The organism is uncultured Wocania sp., from assembly GCF_964021735.1.
Lineage (GTDB): Bacteria > Bacteroidota > Bacteroidia > Flavobacteriales > Flavobacteriaceae > Wocania_A.
Map to the genome: position 1 here is coordinate 1 of NZ_CAXIBN010000043.1, position 20,309 is coordinate 20,309.

Below are 20,309 nucleotides of genomic sequence, written 5' to 3' on the forward strand. Positions count from 1 at the left end.
TGCATACTTGGGACGACGAAATATCAAGAACTTTAGAAACCAACTTGCAACCGCTAACCGATTTAATTGTTGGTAAATACATCAAGTTTTTACCAAAATTAAATTACCCCATTCGAGTTGGCGAACATCCAAATACCGCTTTCGGATTATCTTTTGCTTACGATTATGCTAATACCGTAAATAATGAAGAATTAAAAACATTGATTGAACAACGCGCCAAAGATTTTTATATAAAAGATACTGGTTGCCCAATAACATGGGAACCCAGTGGATTCGATTTTTTATCGCCTTGTTTAGAAGAAGCCGCTTTAATGAAACGTGTTTTACAAAAAGACACATTTAAAGTGTGGTTAAACGCTTTTTTACCACAATTAAAAGATAAAAACTTTAAACTAGAAACAGGAAAAGTGTCCGATAGAACTGATGGAAAATTGGTGCATTTGGATGGTGTTAATTTTTCAAGAGCATGGAGTTTAAATAAAATTGCTGAGGATTTACCTGAATATGCACATTTAAAAAATACTGCAAACCACCATATAAATTATTCGTTACCAAGTATAGTCGGAGATAGCTACGAAGGTGGACATTGGTTGGGTAGTTTCGCTATTTATGCACTAAACTCAACAGAAAAAAACAAATAAGGTGGGTTCGATATAATCTGCCTTTCAAACTCCTGCGATTCAGAAAAATAATTTTATGTGTCAGGTTGAGCGCAGTCGAAACCTCAAAGAAGTTCTGATTTTTGAAAACCTTTCGACTGCGCTCAAGGTGACAATTCTTATTTCTAACTCACATTAAATAGTTATTTTAATAATATGTTAAAGACATGCTAATTAAGAAATATGTCTTTAATTTTTTATACTTTTCTTCATTATAACTAATTAACTACTAAAATGAAACCATATCCTTTATTGCTTTTGGCATGCAGTTTCCTAATTGTCAACACAATGTATTCACAAAATCCGTTAGTAAATTCACCATCATTAAATGCTGATGGAACTCAAATGGCGTTTAATTTTCAAGGCGATATATGGACAGCAAACATAAACGGAGAAAATGCAAAACGATTAACCGTTCACGAAGGGTACGACACCAATCCGTTATGGAGTGCAGACGGACAATCAATTGCATTTGAAAGTAATCGATTTGGGAATAATGATATTTTTATTATCCCCGCAAATGGTGGATTATCTAAGCGTATTACTTACCATTCAGCAACCGATAATCTAACAGATTATACAAAAAGCGGCGATATTTTATTCTCTACGCGAAGAGATTTTGCTCAAGTTGAACGCGAATACGAAACACATATTATCGACAGTAAAGGAGGCACCCCACATCGATTTATGAATACTTTAGGCTTTGATTCTAAAATATCACCAAACGGTAAATTTATAGTTTTTGTAAAAGGAAATTGTAGAATTGCTCGTGAAGCTTATCGTGGTTCAGCTAACAGAGATATATGGTTATATAACATTAAAAATGATAAATACACACAGTTAACCACTTTTGAGGGTAACGATTTTTATCCACAATGGGGCGATAATAATACCATTTATTTTCAATCGGCTAGAAGTGGAAAGTACAATGTTCATAAGCTTAAAATTAGTGATGCTGGTACAAAAGAAGGGCAAATAGAGCAGGTAAGCACCTTTAAAGATATGGGTGTATTTTCTTTTAACGTTAGTAGAAATGGAAATGCAATAATTATGGTTAAAGCCGATAAAGTATTTGTAATGGATACGGCAACCAAATCTCAAAAAGAAATAAATATTAATATTGCTTCAGATTACAGGTTTAATCCTGTAGAGCGTAAAACATACTCAAACAGAATTGGTGAAATTGCAGTCTCGCCAAACGGTAAATACAGTGCATTAAACATTAGAGGCGAAATATTTTTAAGAGAAAATGATAAAGATAAAAGCAGAACGGTAAACGTTTCAAATTCATCGTATAGAGATAGAATGGCAACTTGGGTTAATGATAGTACGTTGATTTTTATATCGGATAGAGATGGACAAAACGATTTATACGTGGTAACTTCTGATGATAAAAATGAATCAAATTTATTTAAAACCTTAAAGCATAACGTTGAAAGAATAACGAAAACAAATGAAGGCGAAAGTAATTTGGTGATCTCTCCTAACGGAAAACAAATCGTGTTTAATAGAGGTAGAGGCAAACTTATTGTTGCTAATATTGATAGCAACGGAAAACTATCAAACGAAAACACCTTGCTTGATGGTTGGGATTCTGCCGATAATGTATCGTGGTCGCCAGATTCTAAATGGTTAGCGTATAGTTTAAGTGATTTAGATTTTAACAGCGAAATTTATATTCATAAAGCAGATAATTCCAGAAAACCTGTTAATATTTCAATGCATCCAAAACAAGATTACGGCCCTGTTTGGAGTATCGATGGAAAAAAATTAATGTTTTCATCAAATAGAAACAATGGCGATTATGACGTTTGGTTTACATGGTTGAATAAAGCAGATTGGGAAAAAACCACTGAAGATTGGAAAGAAGATGATAGTGATGATAAGAAAAAAGGGAAAAATAGTAAGGACAAGAAAAATAAAGATGAAAAAAATGAAGGAGACAAGAAGGGTAAAGATACGGTCAAGGATATTATAATCGATTTTCAAGATATCCACGAGAGACAAATACAAGTCACATCGTTTACAGGCGGTGAGTTTGGTAGAGCCTTTTCTAAAGACGGAAAAACTATTTATTACACTACAGGTAATGGTACTAGAGGAAATCCAAATGTTGAATCTGATTTGTTTAAAATTTCTTGGCAAGGAAAAGATAAAAAAGACATAACCAAGGGTAATAAAAGACCATCTAGTATTGTCGTTGATAAAAAATATTCAAATTTGTATATGACTAGCGGATCTGGTAGTCTTTCAAAAATTAATATGTCTTCGGATAAAAGTGAAAGTCTTTCTATTTCTGCTAAGTTAAATGTTGACTATAACGAAGAATCGAACCAAATATTTGAGGAAGCTTGGAAAGCACTTAATGATGGGTTTTACGACCCTAACTTTCATGGTAGAGATTGGAGTGCTTTAAAGAAAACATACAAGCCTCTAGCTATGAAAGCGTCTACTCGAATAGATTTTCAGACTATGTTTAATTGGATGTTGGGTCAAGTCAATGCAAGTCATATGGGATTTCGAGCAGGAGAATTTCGTGAAGATTTACAAAGACAAAGTACAGGCTTATTAGGTTTAGAATTCTCACCTAATAGTAATGGTAGTTTAAAAGTTGAAGCGGTTATTGGCGGTATGCCAAGCGATAGAAGTGCGAGTAAAATAAATGTAGGAGATGTAATTACAGCTGTAAATGGTACTAAATTAACAAAGAATCTGAATGTTTATAGTTTATTAGAAGGGACTTCAAATGAGAAAATTTATTTAGATGTTACAAGAGGAAATAATACCGTTGAGGTCGTTATTAGACCTAAAAGCAGCAACAGACTTGAAAATTATAAAGCTTGGGTAAATGAAAGAAAACGACTTACTGAACAATATTCAAACGGTCAATTAGGGTATATTCATATTCAGGGTATGAATTGGACAAGTTTCGAGCGTTTTGAACGTGAACTTACCGCTGCTGGTTTAGGTAAAAAAGGATTGGTAATTGATGTGCGTTTTAACGGTGGTGGATGGACAACCGATTACTTAATGGCGGTTTTAAACGTAAAACAGCATGCTTATACAGTGCCTCGAGGTGCAGCTAAAAATCTAGAAAACGAAAATAAAAACTTTAAAAATCATTACCCTTTTAGCGAGCGTTTGCCTTTAGCGTCGTGGACTAAGCCATCCATAGCCTTGTGTAATCACACAAGTTATTCTAATGCTGAAATATTTTCGCATGCGTACAAAGCATTAGGGATTGGTACTTTGGTTGGCGAACCTACTTTTGGAGCGGTTATTTCAACAGGGTCTGCGCGTTTAATTGATGGCTCTAGCGTAAGAATGCCATATAGAGGGTGGTATGTAAAATCAACTGGCGATAATATGGACTTTGTACCAGCAGTTCCAGATGTTTTGGTGCTAAATAATCCAGATGATAAAGCTAACAAGCAAGACACCCAATTAAAAAAGGCAGTAGATGAGTTGCTTAAACAAATTTAGAGACATTTAAAAAAATAATTAATAACCAATACAAATAAAAAACTGGTTTAGAAATATTGGTCCTGGGCCACTAGTAGCTGCCGCTTTTATCGGTCCAGGTACGGTAACCGTTTGTACCCTTGCTGGCGTTGCTTTTGGGTATGCGTTGCTTTGGGCGATGTTACTTTCTATAATTGCCACCGTTGTTTTACAAGAAATGGCTGCAAGATTGGGTGTTATTTCTCAAAATGGCTTAGCTGAAGCTATAAGAAGCAAAATTAAAAACCCCATATTTAAAACGCTTGCCATCATATTAATTCTCTCAGCAATTGTTATTGGTAATGCAGCTTATGAAGCCGGAAACATAAGTGGTGGTGTTTTAGGTTTAGAAACTATCGTAGGAAACTCAAATATTAGTGTTGCTGGACTTTCAATTAACTTTTTAAGTATTACAATAGGTATTATAGCGTTCGTTTTGCTTTATTTAGGGAATTACAAAATCCTCCAAAACACTTTGGTTTCACTTGTTATTTTAATGAGTTTAGCCTTTCTGATTACAGCTATAATAACCAAACCAAATCTTTCCAAAATTTTAAGCGGAGTATTTATTCCCCAGTTTCCAAAAGATAGTATGTTAACCATTATAGCTTTAATTGGAACAACGGTTGTGCCTTATAATTTGTTTTTGCATGCGTCTTTAGTTAAACAGAAATGGCATAATGAATCGGATTTGAAATTTGCTAGAAAAGATACTTTAGTTGCAGTTGTTTTAGGCGGATTAGTGTCTATGTGTATTATTATTTCGGCAGCATCCATTCAAACACAAGACATAAATAACGCAGCAGATTTAGCCAAAGGATTGGAGCCGTTATTCGGTAGTTATGCAAAATATTTTTTAGCAATGGGTTTATTTGCTGCTGGGATTACTAGTGCGATAACAGCACCATTAGCTGCAGCATTTGTTGCAACGGGTTGTTTAGGTTGGAGTACCAATATGCAATCTAAAAAGTTTCGAGCGGTTTGGATGATTGTTTTGACTGTTGGTGTAATTTCAGCTTCCTCTGGAATAAAATCGATAGAAATTATAAAATTCGCCCAAGTTACAAATGGAATTTTATTGCCCATTATTGCTGGTTTTTTAATTTGGATTATGAATAAAAAATCTATTTTAGGAATGCATATAAATAATACAAAACAAAATATTTTCGGGGTTGTTATACTAGGAATTAGTATCTTACTATCGATAGCCACACTCAACAAAATATTTCATTTAAACCTCTTTTAGTGCAAAATTATAAGATTGATATCAATGTAGATTTAGGTGAAGGCATTGGTAACGAATCGCAATTGATGCCTTATATTTCAAGCTGTAATATCGCTTGTGGAGGTCATGCTGGCAATGTTGAAACTATGCGAAGCGTTGTACGGTTAGCAAAAAAATACGGCGTAAAAATAGGAGCGCATCCGTCGTTTCCTGATAAAGAAAATTTTGGTAGAATCGCTATGGAATTACCTTCGGTGGTATTGTACAAATCAATTAAAAAACAAATAAGAGATTTGCTAAATGTTTTAAAAGTAGAACACGCGAGACTCCATCATATTAAACCACATGGTGCTCTTTATAATTTAGCAGCGGTTGACGAAAAGACCGCAAAAATTATTATTGAAGCGATAAAAAGCATTGCCATACCAGTTAAATTATATGTGCCTTATACATCGGTTATTGCCGATGTGGCGATTCAGAATAACATATCGGTTATGTATGAGGCGTTTGCCGATAGAAATTATAATAACGATTTAACACTTGTTTCAAGAGATAAAAGCAATGCATTAATTAGTGACGATGTTGCCCTGTTTAGTCACGTCTATCGAATAATTTCTACTAAAAAAGTTAAACCCATTAATGGCGCAGAAATAGCAATTAAAGCCGATACATTTTGCATTCATGGCGATAATGCTGAAGCTGTAAATTTGGTAAAAACTTTAAGAACAAATTTAGAAGCAAAAGGGATAAGTATTGTGTAGTTTTTATGGCATTTAATCTTGTATATAAACAATATGGAGAACGTTCAATTTTAATTGAATGGCCATCTGTAATCGATAAAGAAATACTGTTTGATGCGTTGGTTTTTAAAGATAAAATCCTAAATAGTAACATTGAATTTATTGTTAATATAAATCATGCATATAATTCATTATTAATTACTTATGGTAAATTAATAATTGATTTTCAAAATCAATTTTCTGCATTAAAAAAAATATATAATCAGAAAACAACTTATACGCAACCCAAATTTAAACAGTGGAATATCCCTGTGTGTTACGATGCTGTTTTTGGTATTGATTTAGAAACGATGGCATTAGCTAAAAACAGTTTAAAAGAAGACATTATTAAGCGTCATTCGCAAGCTATTTATACCGTTTATTTCATCGGGTTTTTACCCGGATTTTTATATTTGGGCGGTTTAGATGAAACGCTTCATTTTCCTCGAAAAGAAACTCCAAGATTAAAAATTGAAAAAGGTGCAGTGGCTATTGGAGGCAATCAAACTGGTGTTTATCCAAATGAAAGCCCAGGAGGATGGAATATTATTGGAAACACGCCCATTTCTTTTTTCGATGCAAAAAAAGGTAAGCCGTGTTTTGCGAAATCTGGGGATAGCATAAAGTTTTATCCGATTTCTTTAGAAAAACATCACGAAATAAAAGCACTTATCGATATTGGAGTTTATAAAATAGAAAGCGAGGTTATAAATGATTAAAGTAATAAAATCAGGTTTCTTTTCAACCATTCAAGATTTTGGGCGTATGGGTTTTCAGCAATACGGTGTGCCATATTCTGGGGTTATGGATTACAATTCGGCATCCATTGCCAATGCTATTTTAGGCAATGATAAAAAAGCTGCGGTTATTGAAATGACGATGGTGGGTGCCACACTTCAATTTAATGGCGACACCAATATTTGTATTTCTGGAGCAGATATGTCGCCAAATATCAATTCAAATAGAATAAAGCTTCATAAAAATATTGCTGTAAAAGCTGGTGATGTTTTATCTTTTGGTAAACTTAATTACGGATTTAGATGCTATTTAGCAGTTTCTGGCGGTTTTAAAACTGAAGTTGTTATGGGAAGTAAAAGCATGTATAAAGGCATTACTAATCCGTTTTTGCTTAATAAAAATGATGAGTTGCCCATATTATATTCTACTATAAATAATAGAAAACATGCAAGTATTAAAGTAAATAGAAATCATTTTATTTCAAAAAAAATTGAAGTTTTTAAAGGTCCAGAATTCGAATATCTTTCCATTGAGCAACAAGAAAAATTTTTTTCAAAAATATTTAAAATTTCAAAAGAGAATAATAGAATGGCTTATCAATTAGAAGACACTTTAAAAAATAAATTAGAACCCATAATTACATCGTCTGTACTTCCCGGAACGGTGCAATTAACACCTTCTGGCAAGCTTATTATTTTAATGAGAGATTGTCAAACCACTGGTGGCTACCCTAGGATTTTACAGCTAAAAGAAACATCAATTAATATTTTATCGCAAAAGTTTACAGGACAAAATATTACTTTTAAATTAGTGGAATATTAAGAAAATTTTATGGTTCTATTAGGTAAGTTGTGTTTAATTTTGCGACTTACAATAAAAACAAAAAATGAAAAAATATTTTCTACTTTTTACAGCTACGATGCTCTTTTTAAGTTGTGAAAAACAAAAAGAAGTTAACGTGCAAGATATCGTTGACAAATCGATAGAAATTTCAGGTGGCTATAAAATTAAAAACTCAACTATTGCATTTGATTTTAGAGATAAAAACTACAAAGCAACTCGTAATAACGGAAGTTTTCAACTAGAAAGAAGATTTAAAGATTCAACAGGTATCGTTAGAGATGTTTTATCTAATGACGGATTTGAGCGTTATATTAATAATGAAATAGTAAAAGTTCCAGATAGTATGGTTCCTAAATACTCAGCTTCGGTAAATTCAGTTCACTATTTTTCGGTTTTACCTTACGGGTTGAATGATGCCGCAGTAAACAAGCAATATGTTGAAAAGGTTATTTTGAGAGGAAAACCATATCATAAGGTGAAAATTACTTTTAATCAAGATGGAGGAGGTGAAGATTTTGAAGATGTATTTGTGTATTGGATAAATGCTACAACTTACAAAACTGATTATATTGCCTATTCGTATCACGAAAATCACGGTATTGGTTTACGATTTAGAGAAGCCTATAACGAACGTTATGTTAACGACATTAGGTTTGTAGATTATACTAATTATAAACCTAAAGACTCATCTGTTTCAGTATTAGGTTTAGATGATTTGTTTGAAAAAAATCAGTTACAAATCGTGTCTAAAATAGACTTAACGAACATTGAGGTTAATTGATAGTTAATACTTGATCTAAAATTTTATCGTCAAGTACTGTAATTATATATAAGTTCCCATTGTTGCCATCATCAATATCTTCATACTTTTTAAAACCTAAAATAGAATTTACAAACATTGGCGTTGTATTGCTATGCCCGACAATTAGAACAGTTTTGTTTTCAGTATCGTTTAAAAACGTTTTTGTGTCAAGCTTATAGGGGTGATAAATTGTTAATTCTAATCCGTTTTTTGTAGCTGTTGGTTGCGCCGTTTCTTTGGTTCTGTTATAATCGGTAGAATAAATAGCATCAAATTTTATATTTGAAAATATTTTACTCCAACTTACTGCTCGTTTTTTACCAATTTCGGTTAAATGTGGATTTTTATTTGTTTTGTCGGTTCTATCTTTTTCTGCATGACGAATAAAATAATAGGTAGAAGCTTCGGAAGCGATTTTTTCTTGTGAAAAAGTGGTTGATGATAGTATTGCAAATGCAAAAAGGAATAAATATTTCATCGTTAAAAACTTGATTATCATCAAATATAAAACGTTTTGAATGGCTAACTTTTAATTAATTGTTAAAGTTGCTTTAAGCAAGTTTCATTGCTATTTCAACCATTTCAGAAAATGTAGTTTCACGTTCTTTACTTGTGGTTCGTTCTCCTGTGACTAATGAATCAGATATAGTTAAAATAGAAAGCGCATTTACATTGTGTTTTGCAGCTACGGTATACAAACCAGCACTTTCCATTTCTACACAAAGCACTCCAAATTTTGACCACTTTTTATACGATTCAAAATCGTCGGCATAAAATTCATCTGATGTAAAAACATTACCAGCTTTTACAGTAATATTTTTTTCTTTAGCTATATCAACAGCTTTTTGAAATAACTCAAAATTCGCAGTAGGCGCATAGTCTGCACCACCAAAACGCAATTCGTTAACACCAGAATTTGAAGACGCTGCCATAGCAAAAACGATGTCTCTTATTTTAATATGCTTTTGATATGAGCCTGCACTTCCAACTCTAATAAGGTTTTTAACACCATATTCTGTAATGAGTTCGTGTGCGTAAATAGAAATAGAAGGTACACCCATACCAGTGCCCATAACCGAAATGTGATTTCCGTTATAAGTCCCTGTGTAACCTAGCATACCTCTTATTTTATTAAAGCAGACAGGATTTTCAAAAAAAGTTTCTGCAATCCATTTTGCACGAAGAGGATCTCCAGGAAGTAAAATTGTTTCAGCGATGTCGCCTTTTTCGGCTTCAATATGTACACTCATTTATTTTAGTTATAAGATAAAAACTATCACTCTTACGTGATTTAATAATTGCTTTCTATTTGAGATTTGCCGGTAACTATTGCGATTCCAGATGATGTTCCTAAGCGATCTACACCTAGGTTTATGTATTCCAATGCCTTTTTTTTATCTTTTATTCCGCCAGAGGCTTTAATTTTTACCGTATTGTTTGCTACACTTTTCATGAGTTTTATATCATGAATTGTAGCACCGCCGGTTCCAAATCCAGTTGATGTTTTAATAAAATCTGCTCCACTTTGTATTGCAAGTTCACTAGCTTTTATAATTTCTAATTCTTCTAAATAACAAGTTTCTAAAATAACTTTTAATACCTGATAAGGCATATTTTTTTTAACCGATTCAATATCTTTCCAAACGGCATCAAAATCTTTACTCTTAAGAAGGCCTAAGTTAATAACCATGTCAATTTCGTCGGCACCATCATGTAAAGCAGATTTGGTTTCTGCAACTTTGGCTTGTGTAGACATACTTCCTAATGGAAACCCAATAACACTGCATACTTTTACATTGCTATTCTTTAATTGTGCTTTAGCCAAAGACACGTAGGAACTATTAACACAGACAGAGAAAAATTGATATTGTATAGCCTCTTTACAAAGCTTTATAATATCACTCTTTGTAGCTGTTGGTTTTAAAAGTGTATGGTCTATATAGGTATTTAAAAGTCTCATAGGAATGCTAAAATTAAGTTTATTTTTTTAATAAAGCAGATTACAACTAGTAATTTTAAAACACTAAGATGCATATAAAAATGACTTCAAAACTATGATTTTAGTCAGTTTATTGTTAAATAATAACCTAGATAGATATCATAAAAAAAGCTAAACAGAAATTTATATATTTTGTTTAGCTTTCTTTCCTTTTGAATTAGTCTTAAATTTTTTCAGCAACATTCTCTGCTTTTAAAGTATCTTCTTCTTTAAAAGTTTTTATATACTGTTTAAATATTTTAGAATTTCTTTTTGACCGTGTTTTATTAATAAGCTCTACACCATAGTTTATACCAACTCTGTCGGCACCAGCTTCTAAATATTTTACTGTAGTTTCGTAATCTTCAATACCATCGAAAGCAGCTATTTTAATATGATCTTTTACTGTTTTTTTAATAATTTTTACGGTAGTTAAAGTGGATCCATTTTTAGAAAAACCACTTGAAGTTTTTATGTAATCTACTTTGGCGTCTAAACAAATTTCACAAATTCTAATAATCTCATTTTTGTTTAATTCAGAAATCTCTATAATCACTTTTAACGGAGTCTCTCCAATGGCTAGCTTTACATCAGTGATATCTTTTAAAACAGAAACATAATTTTTACTTTTAAGTAAACCTTGGTTTATTACCATTTCAATTTCATCTGCACCATCCTTTAAAGCTTGTTTTGCCTCGTAAACTTTAGATGCTGTCGACATAGCCCCTAATGGAAAACCAATTGGAGTACAAACTTTAATACTAGTTTTACTTAATAATTGTTTTGCTAAAGGCACATAATAATTATTTATATTAACAGCATAATAATTGTTTTTTTGTGCTGATAAACATAATTCTATAATGTCCCTCTCTGTAGCTGACGGATGCAATAGTGTGTACTCTATATAATTAGTAATATGCATTGATTAAGTAGATTTTTTATTGTTTTAAAAAATAACAAATAGTATTATGTATTTGCTTAATTTATAATTTGAGGCTCATATTCATGTAAAAGTAGGAAATTAAAACGTTCATTTTTGAATTTTAACAAGGTTTTAATTAACAATAAGTTGTTAGTAAGTTAAACGGTAATTTTTGTTTTATATTTTTTAAGTTGATTAATACGTGCTTCAAATGAATCTAAAAGCACTGGATTATTCACATTATCAAATAATTGCATTAATTCTTTTGAGTGTGTTTCTCTTTGCTGTTTTAATAAATTAAAGTGAACAAAACCGCACCAAATTACAGCTTTTAAATGACTTTTGTTTTCGTTATACATGCGCATTTCTACATGCAATTCACTATCTGTATATTTAATTAATTGCGATTCAATAACCACAGTTTCCATTAAAAATGCTGGTTTTAAATAAACTATTTGATTACTACTAGACACCCAGCTTTTACCTAAAGTTTTAGCCATTTTATAAATATCGATACCATAATGCTTAATTAATACATCTTCACGATGATTCATAAAATAATTTATGTAACTAGCATTGTTTAAATGATTAAATGGGTCACAATCTTGAAATCTAATTTTTGTTTTGCTTTCTAATACGTTTAGTAAGTTTGTCATTTTTGATTTATTTTAAATATACTAATTGGTATATTTTTATTAAAAAATATTATATTTTAAGTTCGTTATGGATCATTTGATCAATTTGATTCATGGTGTCTTTCATATAATGTTCATCGTCCATAGTGTAAGTCATAAATATTGCACCTTGAATCATGGTATCTAACCTTTTGGCGTATTGCATTGCATTAACGTTAGTAGATATTTCTCCAGCTTCAATTCCGTTTTCAATAATAGTAGCTACTTGATCTTGAATTTTTTCAATCACTTCTTTTACTTTTTTAAGTAATAATGAGTTTTGATTATTAGCATCAACACCAATATTTAAAACTGGGCAACCACCTTTTTTTTTGCTGTATTGATAATAGTTTCTATAGAAATCAGAAATCAGAAATAATTTTTGGATTGGAGAATTGCTTAATTCAAGGTGTTTTGAAATATCTTTCATTAGGCTCTTAACTGTAAACTTAAAAGCTGCAATAGCTAATTCTTCTTTATTTTTAAAATTGCCGTAAATGGCTCCTTTTGTTAATGATGTCGCTTCGGTAATATCTCGCATACTAGTTGCTGCATAACCATTTTTATTGAATATTGGAGCTGCAATTTCTAGAATGTATTCCGATGTAAGTTCTGCTTTTGTTTTCATTGTTGAAGCAAATATAATAAAAAATACCAAACGGTATATTTTTAAATTAGTGTTCTAAGTTTTATAAAAAGGAAAAGCAACAATCATCTCGTTAAAGATTCATGTTGCTTTTCAACTAACCAACCAATTAATAGACTGTTAGAAAATCATTTTGTTACAAACAAATTTCATTTTAGTCTAAAATTCTTCAGTAACTAGGCTATTTTGGTTTCTAAATACTAATTCATCATCAAAGGCATCTAATAAAATAATACTATCTGTAGTTACTTTTCCTGCCAATATTTCTTTGCTTAATGCATTTAAAACTTCTTTTTGAATAACACGCTTTACTGGTCTAGCTCCGTATTCTGGATTATAACCTTTATTTGCTAAATACGTTATAGCTTCTGATGTTGCATCAAATATAATACCTTGTTTTGCTATCATTTTAGTTACTGATTTTAATTGCAACCCAACAATATCTATAATATTTTCTTTACTTAATGGTGTAAACATAATGGTATCGTCAATTCTATTTAAAAACTCAGGACGAACACTTTGTTTTAATAATCCCAAAACGTCAACTTTAGCAGCTTCAATAGCCGAATTTAAGTCCTTTGTAGCTTCAAAACGTTCTTGAATTAAATGACTACCAATATTTGAAGTCATAATAATAATTGTGTTTTTAAAGTCTGCTACACGCCCTTTATTATCTGTTAAATGCCCTTCGTCAAGCACTTGCAATAGAATATTAAAGGTGTCTGGATGTGCTTTTTCAATTTCATCTAACAGCACTACAGAATAAGGTTTTCTACGAACAGCTTCTGTTAATTGTCCGCCTTCATCATAACCAACATATCCTGGAGGAGCACCAACTAATCTGCTAACTGCATGTCGTTCTTGATATTCACTCATGTCAATTCTAGTCATTGCATTTTCATCATCAAACAAATATTCGGCTAATGCTTTTGCAAGTTCAGTTTTACCAACTCCAGTGGTTCCTAAAAATAAGAATGTTCCAATAGGTTTTTGTGGATTTTGTAAACCAGCGCGACTTCTTCTAACGGCATCACTTACCGCAACTATTGCTTCTTCTTGACCAACAACACGTTTATGCAATTCTTCTTCTAATTTTAAAAGTTTTTCACGTTCGCTTTGTAGCATTTTGGTAACAGGAATCCCTGTCCATTTTGCAACTACTTCGGCAATATCATCATAAGTTACTTCCTCCTTAATTAATGAGTTTTCTGAACGCTCTTGCAATTGTTTTTGAAAACCTTCAAGCTGCTCTTGAGCTTCTTTTATTTTTCCGTAGCGTAATTCGGCTACTTTACCATAATCGCCATCGCGTTCTGCTTTTTCAGCTTCTAGTTTGTAGTTTTCAATATCTTGTTTTGTGTTTTGAATATTGTCAACTATTTCTTTTTCACTTTTCCACTTCGCATTTATTTCATTGCGTTGCTCTTTTAAATTTGCTAGGTCTGAGCGTAGAGACTTTAATTTACTTTCATCTTTTTCGCGTTTAATGGCTTCAATTTCAATTTCTAACTGCATTATTTTTCTATCTAAAACATCTAATTCTTCAGGTTTAGAATTTATTTCCATACGCAATTTTGATGCCGCTTCATCCATTAAGTCGATAGCCTTATCTGGTAGAAAACGATTTGTAATATAGCGTTGCGATAATTCTACTGCGCCAATAATAGCCTCATCTTTAATACGGACTTTATGATGTGTTTCGTACTTTTCTTTAATACCTCTAAGGATAGAAACAGCACTTTCTGTATCAGGCTCATCCACCATTACTTTTTGAAAACGACGTTCTAAAGCTTTGTCTTTTTCAAAATATTTTTGATACTCATCAAGTGTAGTTGCGCCAATAGCTCGAAGTTCTCCTCGTGCTAAAGCAGGTTTTAGAATATTAGCTGCATCCATGGCACCTTGTCCGCCACCAGCTCCAACTAGTGTATGGATTTCATCAATAAATAAAACAATATCGCCATCACTGGTTGTTACTTCTTTTATAACGGCTTTTAATCGTTCTTCAAACTCACCTTTAAACTTTGCACCAGCAATTAATGCGCCCATATCTAAAGCAAAAATTTGTTTGTCCTTTAGATTTTCAGGAATATCTCCATCTATAATTCTGTGGGCTAATCCTTCTGCAATGGCTGTTTTACCAGTACCAGGTTCTCCAACTAGAATAGGATTGTTTTTGGTTCGTCGTGATAATATTTGAAGAATTCTTCGTATTTCTTCATCACGACCAATTACAGGATCTAATTTTCCGTCTTTTGCTAATTGATTTAAGTTTTTTGCATATTTATTAAGCGAATTGTATGTGTCTTCTTGACTTTGTGATGTCACATTTTCGCCTTTTCTCAATTCATCAATTGCAGCTTTTAGACCTTTTTCTGTAACACTTTGATCTTTTAGCATTTGTGCTATTTTACTACTCGATTTAAAAACGGCTAAAATTAAATGTTCGATAGACACAAAATCATCTTTCATTTTCTTAGCAATAATTGATGCCTCGTTTAGGCTTTTTCCAGCTTCACGAGATAGCATTAACTCACTTCCAGTAACTTTTGGAAAACTTTCTAATTGCTTATTTAGTGCTTGTTCTAATATTGAAATGTTTACATTCAGTTTTTTTAATATGAATGGTAAAACATTTTCATCAACTTCAAAAATGCCTTTAAAAATGTGTTCATTCTCTATTTGTTGATGACCAAAACTTTGAGCAATTTGTTGTGCTTGCTGTATGGCTTCTTGAGATTTTATTGTATAATTATTTAAATTCATAACTGTATTTTTATTTTCTTTACAAGTATTAAGTCAATAATCTTACCAATGCTATTTCAACGACAAAATGTCTTGATACGCCCTTGTTTTAGTGACTTTTAGTCAGTTTGTAAGTTTTAAAGTTGTGAGCGACTTATTATTATATTAATAGTAAAAAGTGGGTTCCTGCTTTTGCAGGAATGACAAATTAATGTTACCTCAAAATATGTTTTGAGGAGAAATATTTTTAATTATGGGATTAATAAATAAATTATTTGGGACTTCAACAAGCTCAGCCACCAATAAAGAAGAAAAGGTATTGCCTTGGATTCCTTTAAATGAATTACCTCAGTTAGATTTTATTGAAAATAAATCGACTACAAAAACACAAGTTGTTTTTAAACATTCAACGCGCTGTGGAATAAGTAGAATGGTTATGAAACAATTTGTGGATACCTATAATTTTACCGAAAAAGATTTAGATTTATATTATTTGGATTTGTTGAATTACCGTGATGTATCAAACGAGGTTGGGTATAAATTTCAGATTATGCATGAATCTCCGCAACTTATTATAATTAAAAATGGGGTAGTGGTTGCGCATGCTTCACATGGAGCGATTAATGATTTGGATTTGAATCAATTTATTTAAACTAAAAACCTCCCCGAAAGTTTGAGAGGTTCTTAATTCATCGTCTAATCGTATAAGAATTAATAATATCTTTTAGTTTTAACTTTAAATCTTCACCAGTATCATAGATCATTTGTTCATTACTAGGAAACGGCACACGTCTGTTATCTAATAAAATTCTGTCATCTTTAGTAAGCGCACGCTTATCGCCTCTTGATCTTGCAAAAAAATGTTCAAAAACAAATTCACTATCAATAGTAAAGGTATCTAAAGGTTGATTTGATGCTAAATCGAAATACACTACATCAGCTATAACTTGAGATGATTTAGTTTGAATCGTTTCTAATAATCGACATTTTACGGTAATAACTTTATCAACTTTCACATCATTACCTAAGCTGTCTTTCACAACATTACCAGCGGTATCTAACTTATATTTCCAACCATCAATAATTTCTTTTTCTCTTAAAATCTCTCGTTCTTTAATACGTTCTGGAGAAATATTGATACGTTTTAAATTAAGATGCATGGCATAATCGTATTTAACGTTGTTACTTTTATTTGCATGATAAACACTCCAGAATTTATTTAATCCGTAGGTGTCAAAGTTTAATAAATCATCTTCTAAACGTGTTGGAATTATTTGTTGTGTTTCGTTATTAATAGAAACCAAAATATAATTAGTCCCTCGTTGATGTGCTTCATCTAATAACTCACGCGTATTTTCGTAGTTTGGGCTAATACGATCTAAGTAATCAAGCGTGTTATAGGCTTGCCTTATTATGGATTTGTCTTCAGATTCTAATAACTCAATGCCTTTTTCGTATAAGTAATCAGAAAGATTTTTACGAGATTCAATAATGGCATTGCTATAATTATTAAAGCTAAACGGAATATTCTTTCCATTTACAGATAGTGGTAATATAGGTTTAATGGCTTCTTGTCGTGCATTCAAATCTAAATAACGCTCGTAAATCTCACGATACAACTCTGGATTTTTATCTTTTTTAAGATGCTCGATGGTGTTTAAATCTCTATCCTCGGCTTTGTAATAGGCATCTTGTAGCATTATAACGACATCGTGCTTTCGCTTTGAATCTTTGTTTGTTCTCAGGGTTTTAAGTGCTGTATTTATGGCTTGATCGTAATTGCCAGAGTTTACAGCTTTTTCAACTTCTTTTTTTGCGCTACAGGCAATACATAGTGGAAGTATAAGGATTAGGAGTAGAAATCTTTTCATAGGTTAAAAGTTTGGTTTATTGGGGTATTAATTCAATAGTAATGCCAAAAATAGGAAAAACTATTAATTAAATGTTAACTATTTGAAAAACAGTGTTTTATTTTTTCTTATAAACAGGAAGTAATTTGGTTGATACTTCGCCAAAACCAATCCGTGTTCCATCTTTTTCGCAATGACCACGCATAATAACCGTATCGTTATCATTAATAAAGTTACGCTCTGTTCCGTTAGATAGCTTAACTGGTTTTTTTCCTGCCCAGGTTAATTCAATCATTGAGCCATAAGAATCGGGTGTTTTTCCAGAAAGTGTGCCGCTACCCATCATATCGCCAGAATTTATAGGGCATCCGTTAATTGTATGATGTGCTAATTGTTGAGACATATTCCAGTACATGTACTTAAAGTTAGACTTACTAACCACGGTTTCTTTGGCTCCCGTAGGTTGAATGGCTACCTCTAAATTAATGTCGAAACTCTTTTTACCTTGGTATTGTAAATACGGTAATTGTGGTTTTAAAGGTTTCGGACTTTTAACTCTAAAAGGTTCTAATGCATCAAGGGTAACAATCCATGGAGAGATTGATGAAGCAAAGTTTTTAGATAAAAAAGGTCCTAGCGGTACATATTCCCATTTTTGAATATCTCTAGCACTCCAATCATTAAATAGTACCAAGCCAAAAATATACTCTTCAGCTTCTTCAACAGGAATTGGTTCTCCTAAATCGTTAGCATCTGTAGTTATAAAAGCCATTTCTAATTCAAAATCTACACGTTTTGATGGTCCAAAAACAGGAGTATCTGAGTTTGGTGGTAATGTTTGCCCTTGAGGCCTATGTACAGGAATTCCAGAAGGGATTATAGACGAACTTCTGCCATGATACCCTACAGGAACATGTAACCAATTTGGCATTAAAGCATTGTCTTTACCTCTAAACATGGTACCTATATTAGTAGCATGCTCGATACTTGAATAAAAATCAGTATAATCGCCTATTTGTGCAGGGAGTTGCATTTCAATTTCATCTAAACGAAAAAGAATAGTCTCTTTATGTTTTGTGTTGTTTTTTAGTGCATCGTTTTTGGCATCAAAAATTTCAGCTATCCTATTTCTTACGGCACGCCATGTTTTTCTTCCGTCCGCAATAAAATCGTTTAAAGTATCTTGAAGGAAAATATCATCAGTTAATGCAATACCATCAAAATACCCTAATTGATGTAAAGCACCAAGATCTATAGCTGTATCACCAATTCTTGTGCCTATGGTAATAATATCATCACGAGTAAGAAATACTCCAAAGGGAATATTTTGAATTGGAAAATCTGAGTTTTTATCGACGTGTAACCACGACTTTCTATCTGGATTGTTAGCTGATAATGGCATAACTATATTTTTTATTTGTTATTAAATTCGTACCAAACCTACACATTTTTTTTATTTAATTAGAAATAAATGATTAAAAAATAGGTTTATTTTAATCGTTAATAAAACGGTTTAAAACTTAATGGTAAATATATGTTTTTTGATGTATTTGAATAATCTATTTGTTATTTTTGCTCAACTTTTAACTACAATTAAAATTTATGCAACGCGACGAACAAATTTTTGAACTTATTCAAGCCGAAAAAGAACGCCAATTACATGGTATAGAACTTATTGCATCAGAGAACTTTGTAAGCGACCAAGTTATGGAAGCTGCTGGCTCTGTATTAACCAATAAATATGCCGAAGGTTACCCTGGTAAGCGTTATTACGGTGGTTGCGAAGTGGTTGATGAAGTTGAGCAAATTGCAATTGACAGAGCAAAAACCTTGTTTGGTGCTGCTTATGTAAATGTACAACCGCATTCTGGTAGTCAGGCTAATACGGCGGTTTATCATGCGTGTTTAAAACCAGGGGATAAAATTTTAGGATTTGATTTGTCTCATGGAGGACATTTAACTCATGGGTCGCCAGTAAACTTTTCTGGTAAATTATACAATCCGGTATTTTACGGTGTAGAGCAAGAGACAGGGGTTTTAAATTATGATAAAATACAAGAGATAGCTACTAAAGAACAACCAAAATTAATTATTGCTGGAGCTTCGGCTTATTCTCGTGATATTGATTTTAAACGTTTTAGGATAATTGCCGATAGTGTTGGTGCAATTTTAATGGCAGATATCTCGCATCCTGCGGGATTAATTGCTAAAGGTATTTTAAATGATCCGTTACCACATTGCCATATTGTTACCACAACTACACATAAAACTTTACGTGGTCCAAGAGGAGGAATGATTATGATGGGGCAAGATTTTGATAACCCTTTTGGTATTACATTAAAAAATGGAAATTTGCGTAAAATGTCGTCACTATTAGATTCTGCGGTGTTTCCAGGAAATCAAGGAGGACCATTAGAACATATTATAGCAGCAAAAGCGATTGCTTTTGGTGAAGCTTTAACCGATGATTTTTTACATTATCAGCTACAAGTAAAAGCAAATGCAGATGCTATGGCAAATGCTCTGGTTGCTAAAGATTATAATATTATTTCTGGCGGAACCGATAATCACTGTATGCTAATAGATTTACGCAATAAAAATATTTCTGGTAAAGAAGCAGAACAAGCTTTAGTAAAAGCAGATATTACTGTAAATAAAAACATGGTGCCTTTTGATGATAAATCACCTTTTGTAACCTCAGGAATCAGAATTGGTACAGCAGCTATTACAACTCGTGGGTTAAAAGCTGATGATATGAATACTATTGTTAATTTAATAGACGAAGTGATTAACAATCATGATAATGAAGCTATTTTAGAACTTGTAAAAGATAAAGTAAATGCTATGATGAAAGGGAAGCCTTTATTTGTATAGTTTAACGCTACGTGGTACATAATTCTTTTTAGTATCACATAGAATAAGAAATCCTACGTCAAGTAGGATTTTT

At 32.1% G+C, this 20,309-nt stretch carries 18 protein-coding genes; 9 read left to right on the plus strand and 9 right to left on the minus strand.

Annotated elements, in window-relative coordinates:
• The 7 genes from AADI82_RS05585 to AADI82_RS05615 all read left to right on the plus strand — a co-directional run.
• Positions 1-641: DUF2891 family protein (locus tag AADI82_RS05585; protein ID WP_341215466.1), on the plus strand; the 641-nt coding region annotated here is incomplete at its 5' end.
• A 306-nt stretch (positions 642-947) separates the two neighbouring features.
• Positions 948-4,142, plus strand: coding sequence for a S41 family peptidase (locus AADI82_RS05590; protein ID WP_341215467.1), 3,195 nt, complete (start codon positions 948-950; stop codon positions 4,140-4,142).
• A 34-nt stretch (positions 4,143-4,176) separates the two neighbouring features.
• On the plus strand, positions 4,177-5,406 hold the full coding sequence (locus tag AADI82_RS05595) for an Nramp family divalent metal transporter (RefSeq protein ID WP_341215482.1): 1,230 nt from the start codon (positions 4,177-4,179) through the stop codon (positions 5,404-5,406).
• Entirely contained in the window at positions 5,406-6,146 is a 741-nt protein-coding gene (gene pxpA, locus AADI82_RS05600) for a 5-oxoprolinase subunit PxpA (RefSeq protein WP_341215468.1), read from the plus strand. Before AADI82_RS05595 ends, pxpA begins: the two co-directional genes overlap by 1 nt.
• A gap of 5 nt (positions 6,147-6,151) precedes the next feature.
• Positions 6,152-6,883 (plus strand): 5-oxoprolinase subunit PxpB, encoded by a 732-nt coding sequence (gene pxpB / locus AADI82_RS05605; RefSeq protein WP_341215469.1) that lies wholly within the window; start codon positions 6,152-6,154, stop codon positions 6,881-6,883.
• The gene (locus tag AADI82_RS05610; RefSeq protein ID WP_341215470.1) at positions 6,876-7,724 is read left to right on the plus strand and encodes a biotin-dependent carboxyltransferase family protein; all 849 of its coding nucleotides are present in this window, start codon (positions 6,876-6,878) and stop codon (positions 7,722-7,724) included. The genes pxpB and AADI82_RS05610 overlap by 8 nt, the downstream gene beginning before the upstream one ends.
• Before the next feature lie 64 nt (positions 7,725-7,788).
• Positions 7,789-8,526: a DUF6503 family protein gene (locus tag AADI82_RS05615; RefSeq protein WP_341215471.1), complete on the plus strand. Its 738-nt coding sequence runs from the start codon at positions 7,789-7,791 to the stop codon at positions 8,524-8,526.
• Here AADI82_RS05615 and AADI82_RS05620 read toward each other — a convergent pair.
• The 7 genes from AADI82_RS05620 to clpB form a co-directional block, all read right to left on the minus strand.
• Positions 8,519-9,025 (minus strand): histidine phosphatase family protein, encoded by a 507-nt coding sequence (locus AADI82_RS05620; protein WP_341215472.1) that lies wholly within the window; start codon positions 9,023-9,025, stop codon positions 8,519-8,521. The two genes, AADI82_RS05615 and AADI82_RS05620, sit on opposite strands and share 8 nt — an antisense overlap.
• A gap of 73 nt (positions 9,026-9,098) precedes the next feature.
• Positions 9,099-9,797: a purine-nucleoside phosphorylase gene (gene deoD, locus AADI82_RS05625; RefSeq protein ID WP_341215473.1), complete on the minus strand. Its 699-nt coding sequence runs from the start codon at positions 9,795-9,797 to the stop codon at positions 9,099-9,101.
• Positions 9,798-9,838: 41 nt separating this feature from the next.
• Positions 9,839-10,507, minus strand: coding sequence for a deoxyribose-phosphate aldolase (deoC, locus tag AADI82_RS05630; protein WP_034040053.1), 669 nt, complete (start codon positions 10,505-10,507; stop codon positions 9,839-9,841).
• Positions 10,508-10,709: 202 nt separating this feature from the next.
• The gene (deoC, locus tag AADI82_RS05635; protein ID WP_341215474.1) at positions 10,710-11,447 is read right to left on the minus strand and encodes a deoxyribose-phosphate aldolase; all 738 of its coding nucleotides are present in this window, start codon (positions 11,445-11,447) and stop codon (positions 10,710-10,712) included.
• Between the two features lie 158 nt (positions 11,448-11,605).
• Positions 11,606-12,103, minus strand: coding sequence for an acyl-CoA thioesterase (locus tag AADI82_RS05640; RefSeq protein WP_341215475.1), 498 nt, complete (start codon positions 12,101-12,103; stop codon positions 11,606-11,608).
• A gap of 49 nt (positions 12,104-12,152) precedes the next feature.
• Positions 12,153-12,749: a TetR/AcrR family transcriptional regulator gene (locus AADI82_RS05645; protein ID WP_341215476.1), complete on the minus strand. Its 597-nt coding sequence runs from the start codon at positions 12,747-12,749 to the stop codon at positions 12,153-12,155.
• 177 nt (positions 12,750-12,926) lie between these two features.
• Complete coding sequence (gene clpB / locus AADI82_RS05650; protein ID WP_341215477.1) at positions 12,927-15,533, minus strand: ATP-dependent chaperone ClpB; 2,607 nt, start codon at positions 15,531-15,533, stop codon at positions 12,927-12,929.
• A 232-nt stretch (positions 15,534-15,765) separates the two neighbouring features.
• On the opposite strand from clpB, the gene ytxJ reads away from it, so the two are divergent.
• On the plus strand, positions 15,766-16,164 hold the full coding sequence (ytxJ, locus tag AADI82_RS05655) for a bacillithiol system redox-active protein YtxJ (RefSeq protein WP_341215478.1): 399 nt from the start codon (positions 15,766-15,768) through the stop codon (positions 16,162-16,164).
• 37 nt (positions 16,165-16,201) lie between these two features.
• Here the strand turns inward: ytxJ and AADI82_RS05660 are convergent, their stop codons facing one another.
• Positions 16,202-17,383 carry a hypothetical protein gene (locus tag AADI82_RS05660; RefSeq protein ID WP_341215479.1) on the minus strand — a complete coding sequence of 394 codons (1,182 nt, stop codon included), beginning with the start codon at positions 17,381-17,383 and terminating at the stop codon, positions 16,202-16,204.
• A 97-nt stretch (positions 17,384-17,480) separates the two neighbouring features.
• Positions 17,481-18,764: a fumarylacetoacetase gene (fahA, locus tag AADI82_RS05665; RefSeq protein ID WP_341215480.1), complete on the minus strand. Its 1,284-nt coding sequence runs from the start codon at positions 18,762-18,764 to the stop codon at positions 17,481-17,483.
• 200 nt (positions 18,765-18,964) lie between these two features.
• Between fahA and glyA the strand changes: the two genes are divergently transcribed.
• Entirely contained in the window at positions 18,965-20,236 is a 1,272-nt protein-coding gene (gene glyA, locus AADI82_RS05670) for a serine hydroxymethyltransferase (protein ID WP_341215481.1), read from the plus strand.
• Positions 20,237-20,309: the final 73 nt, after the last annotated feature.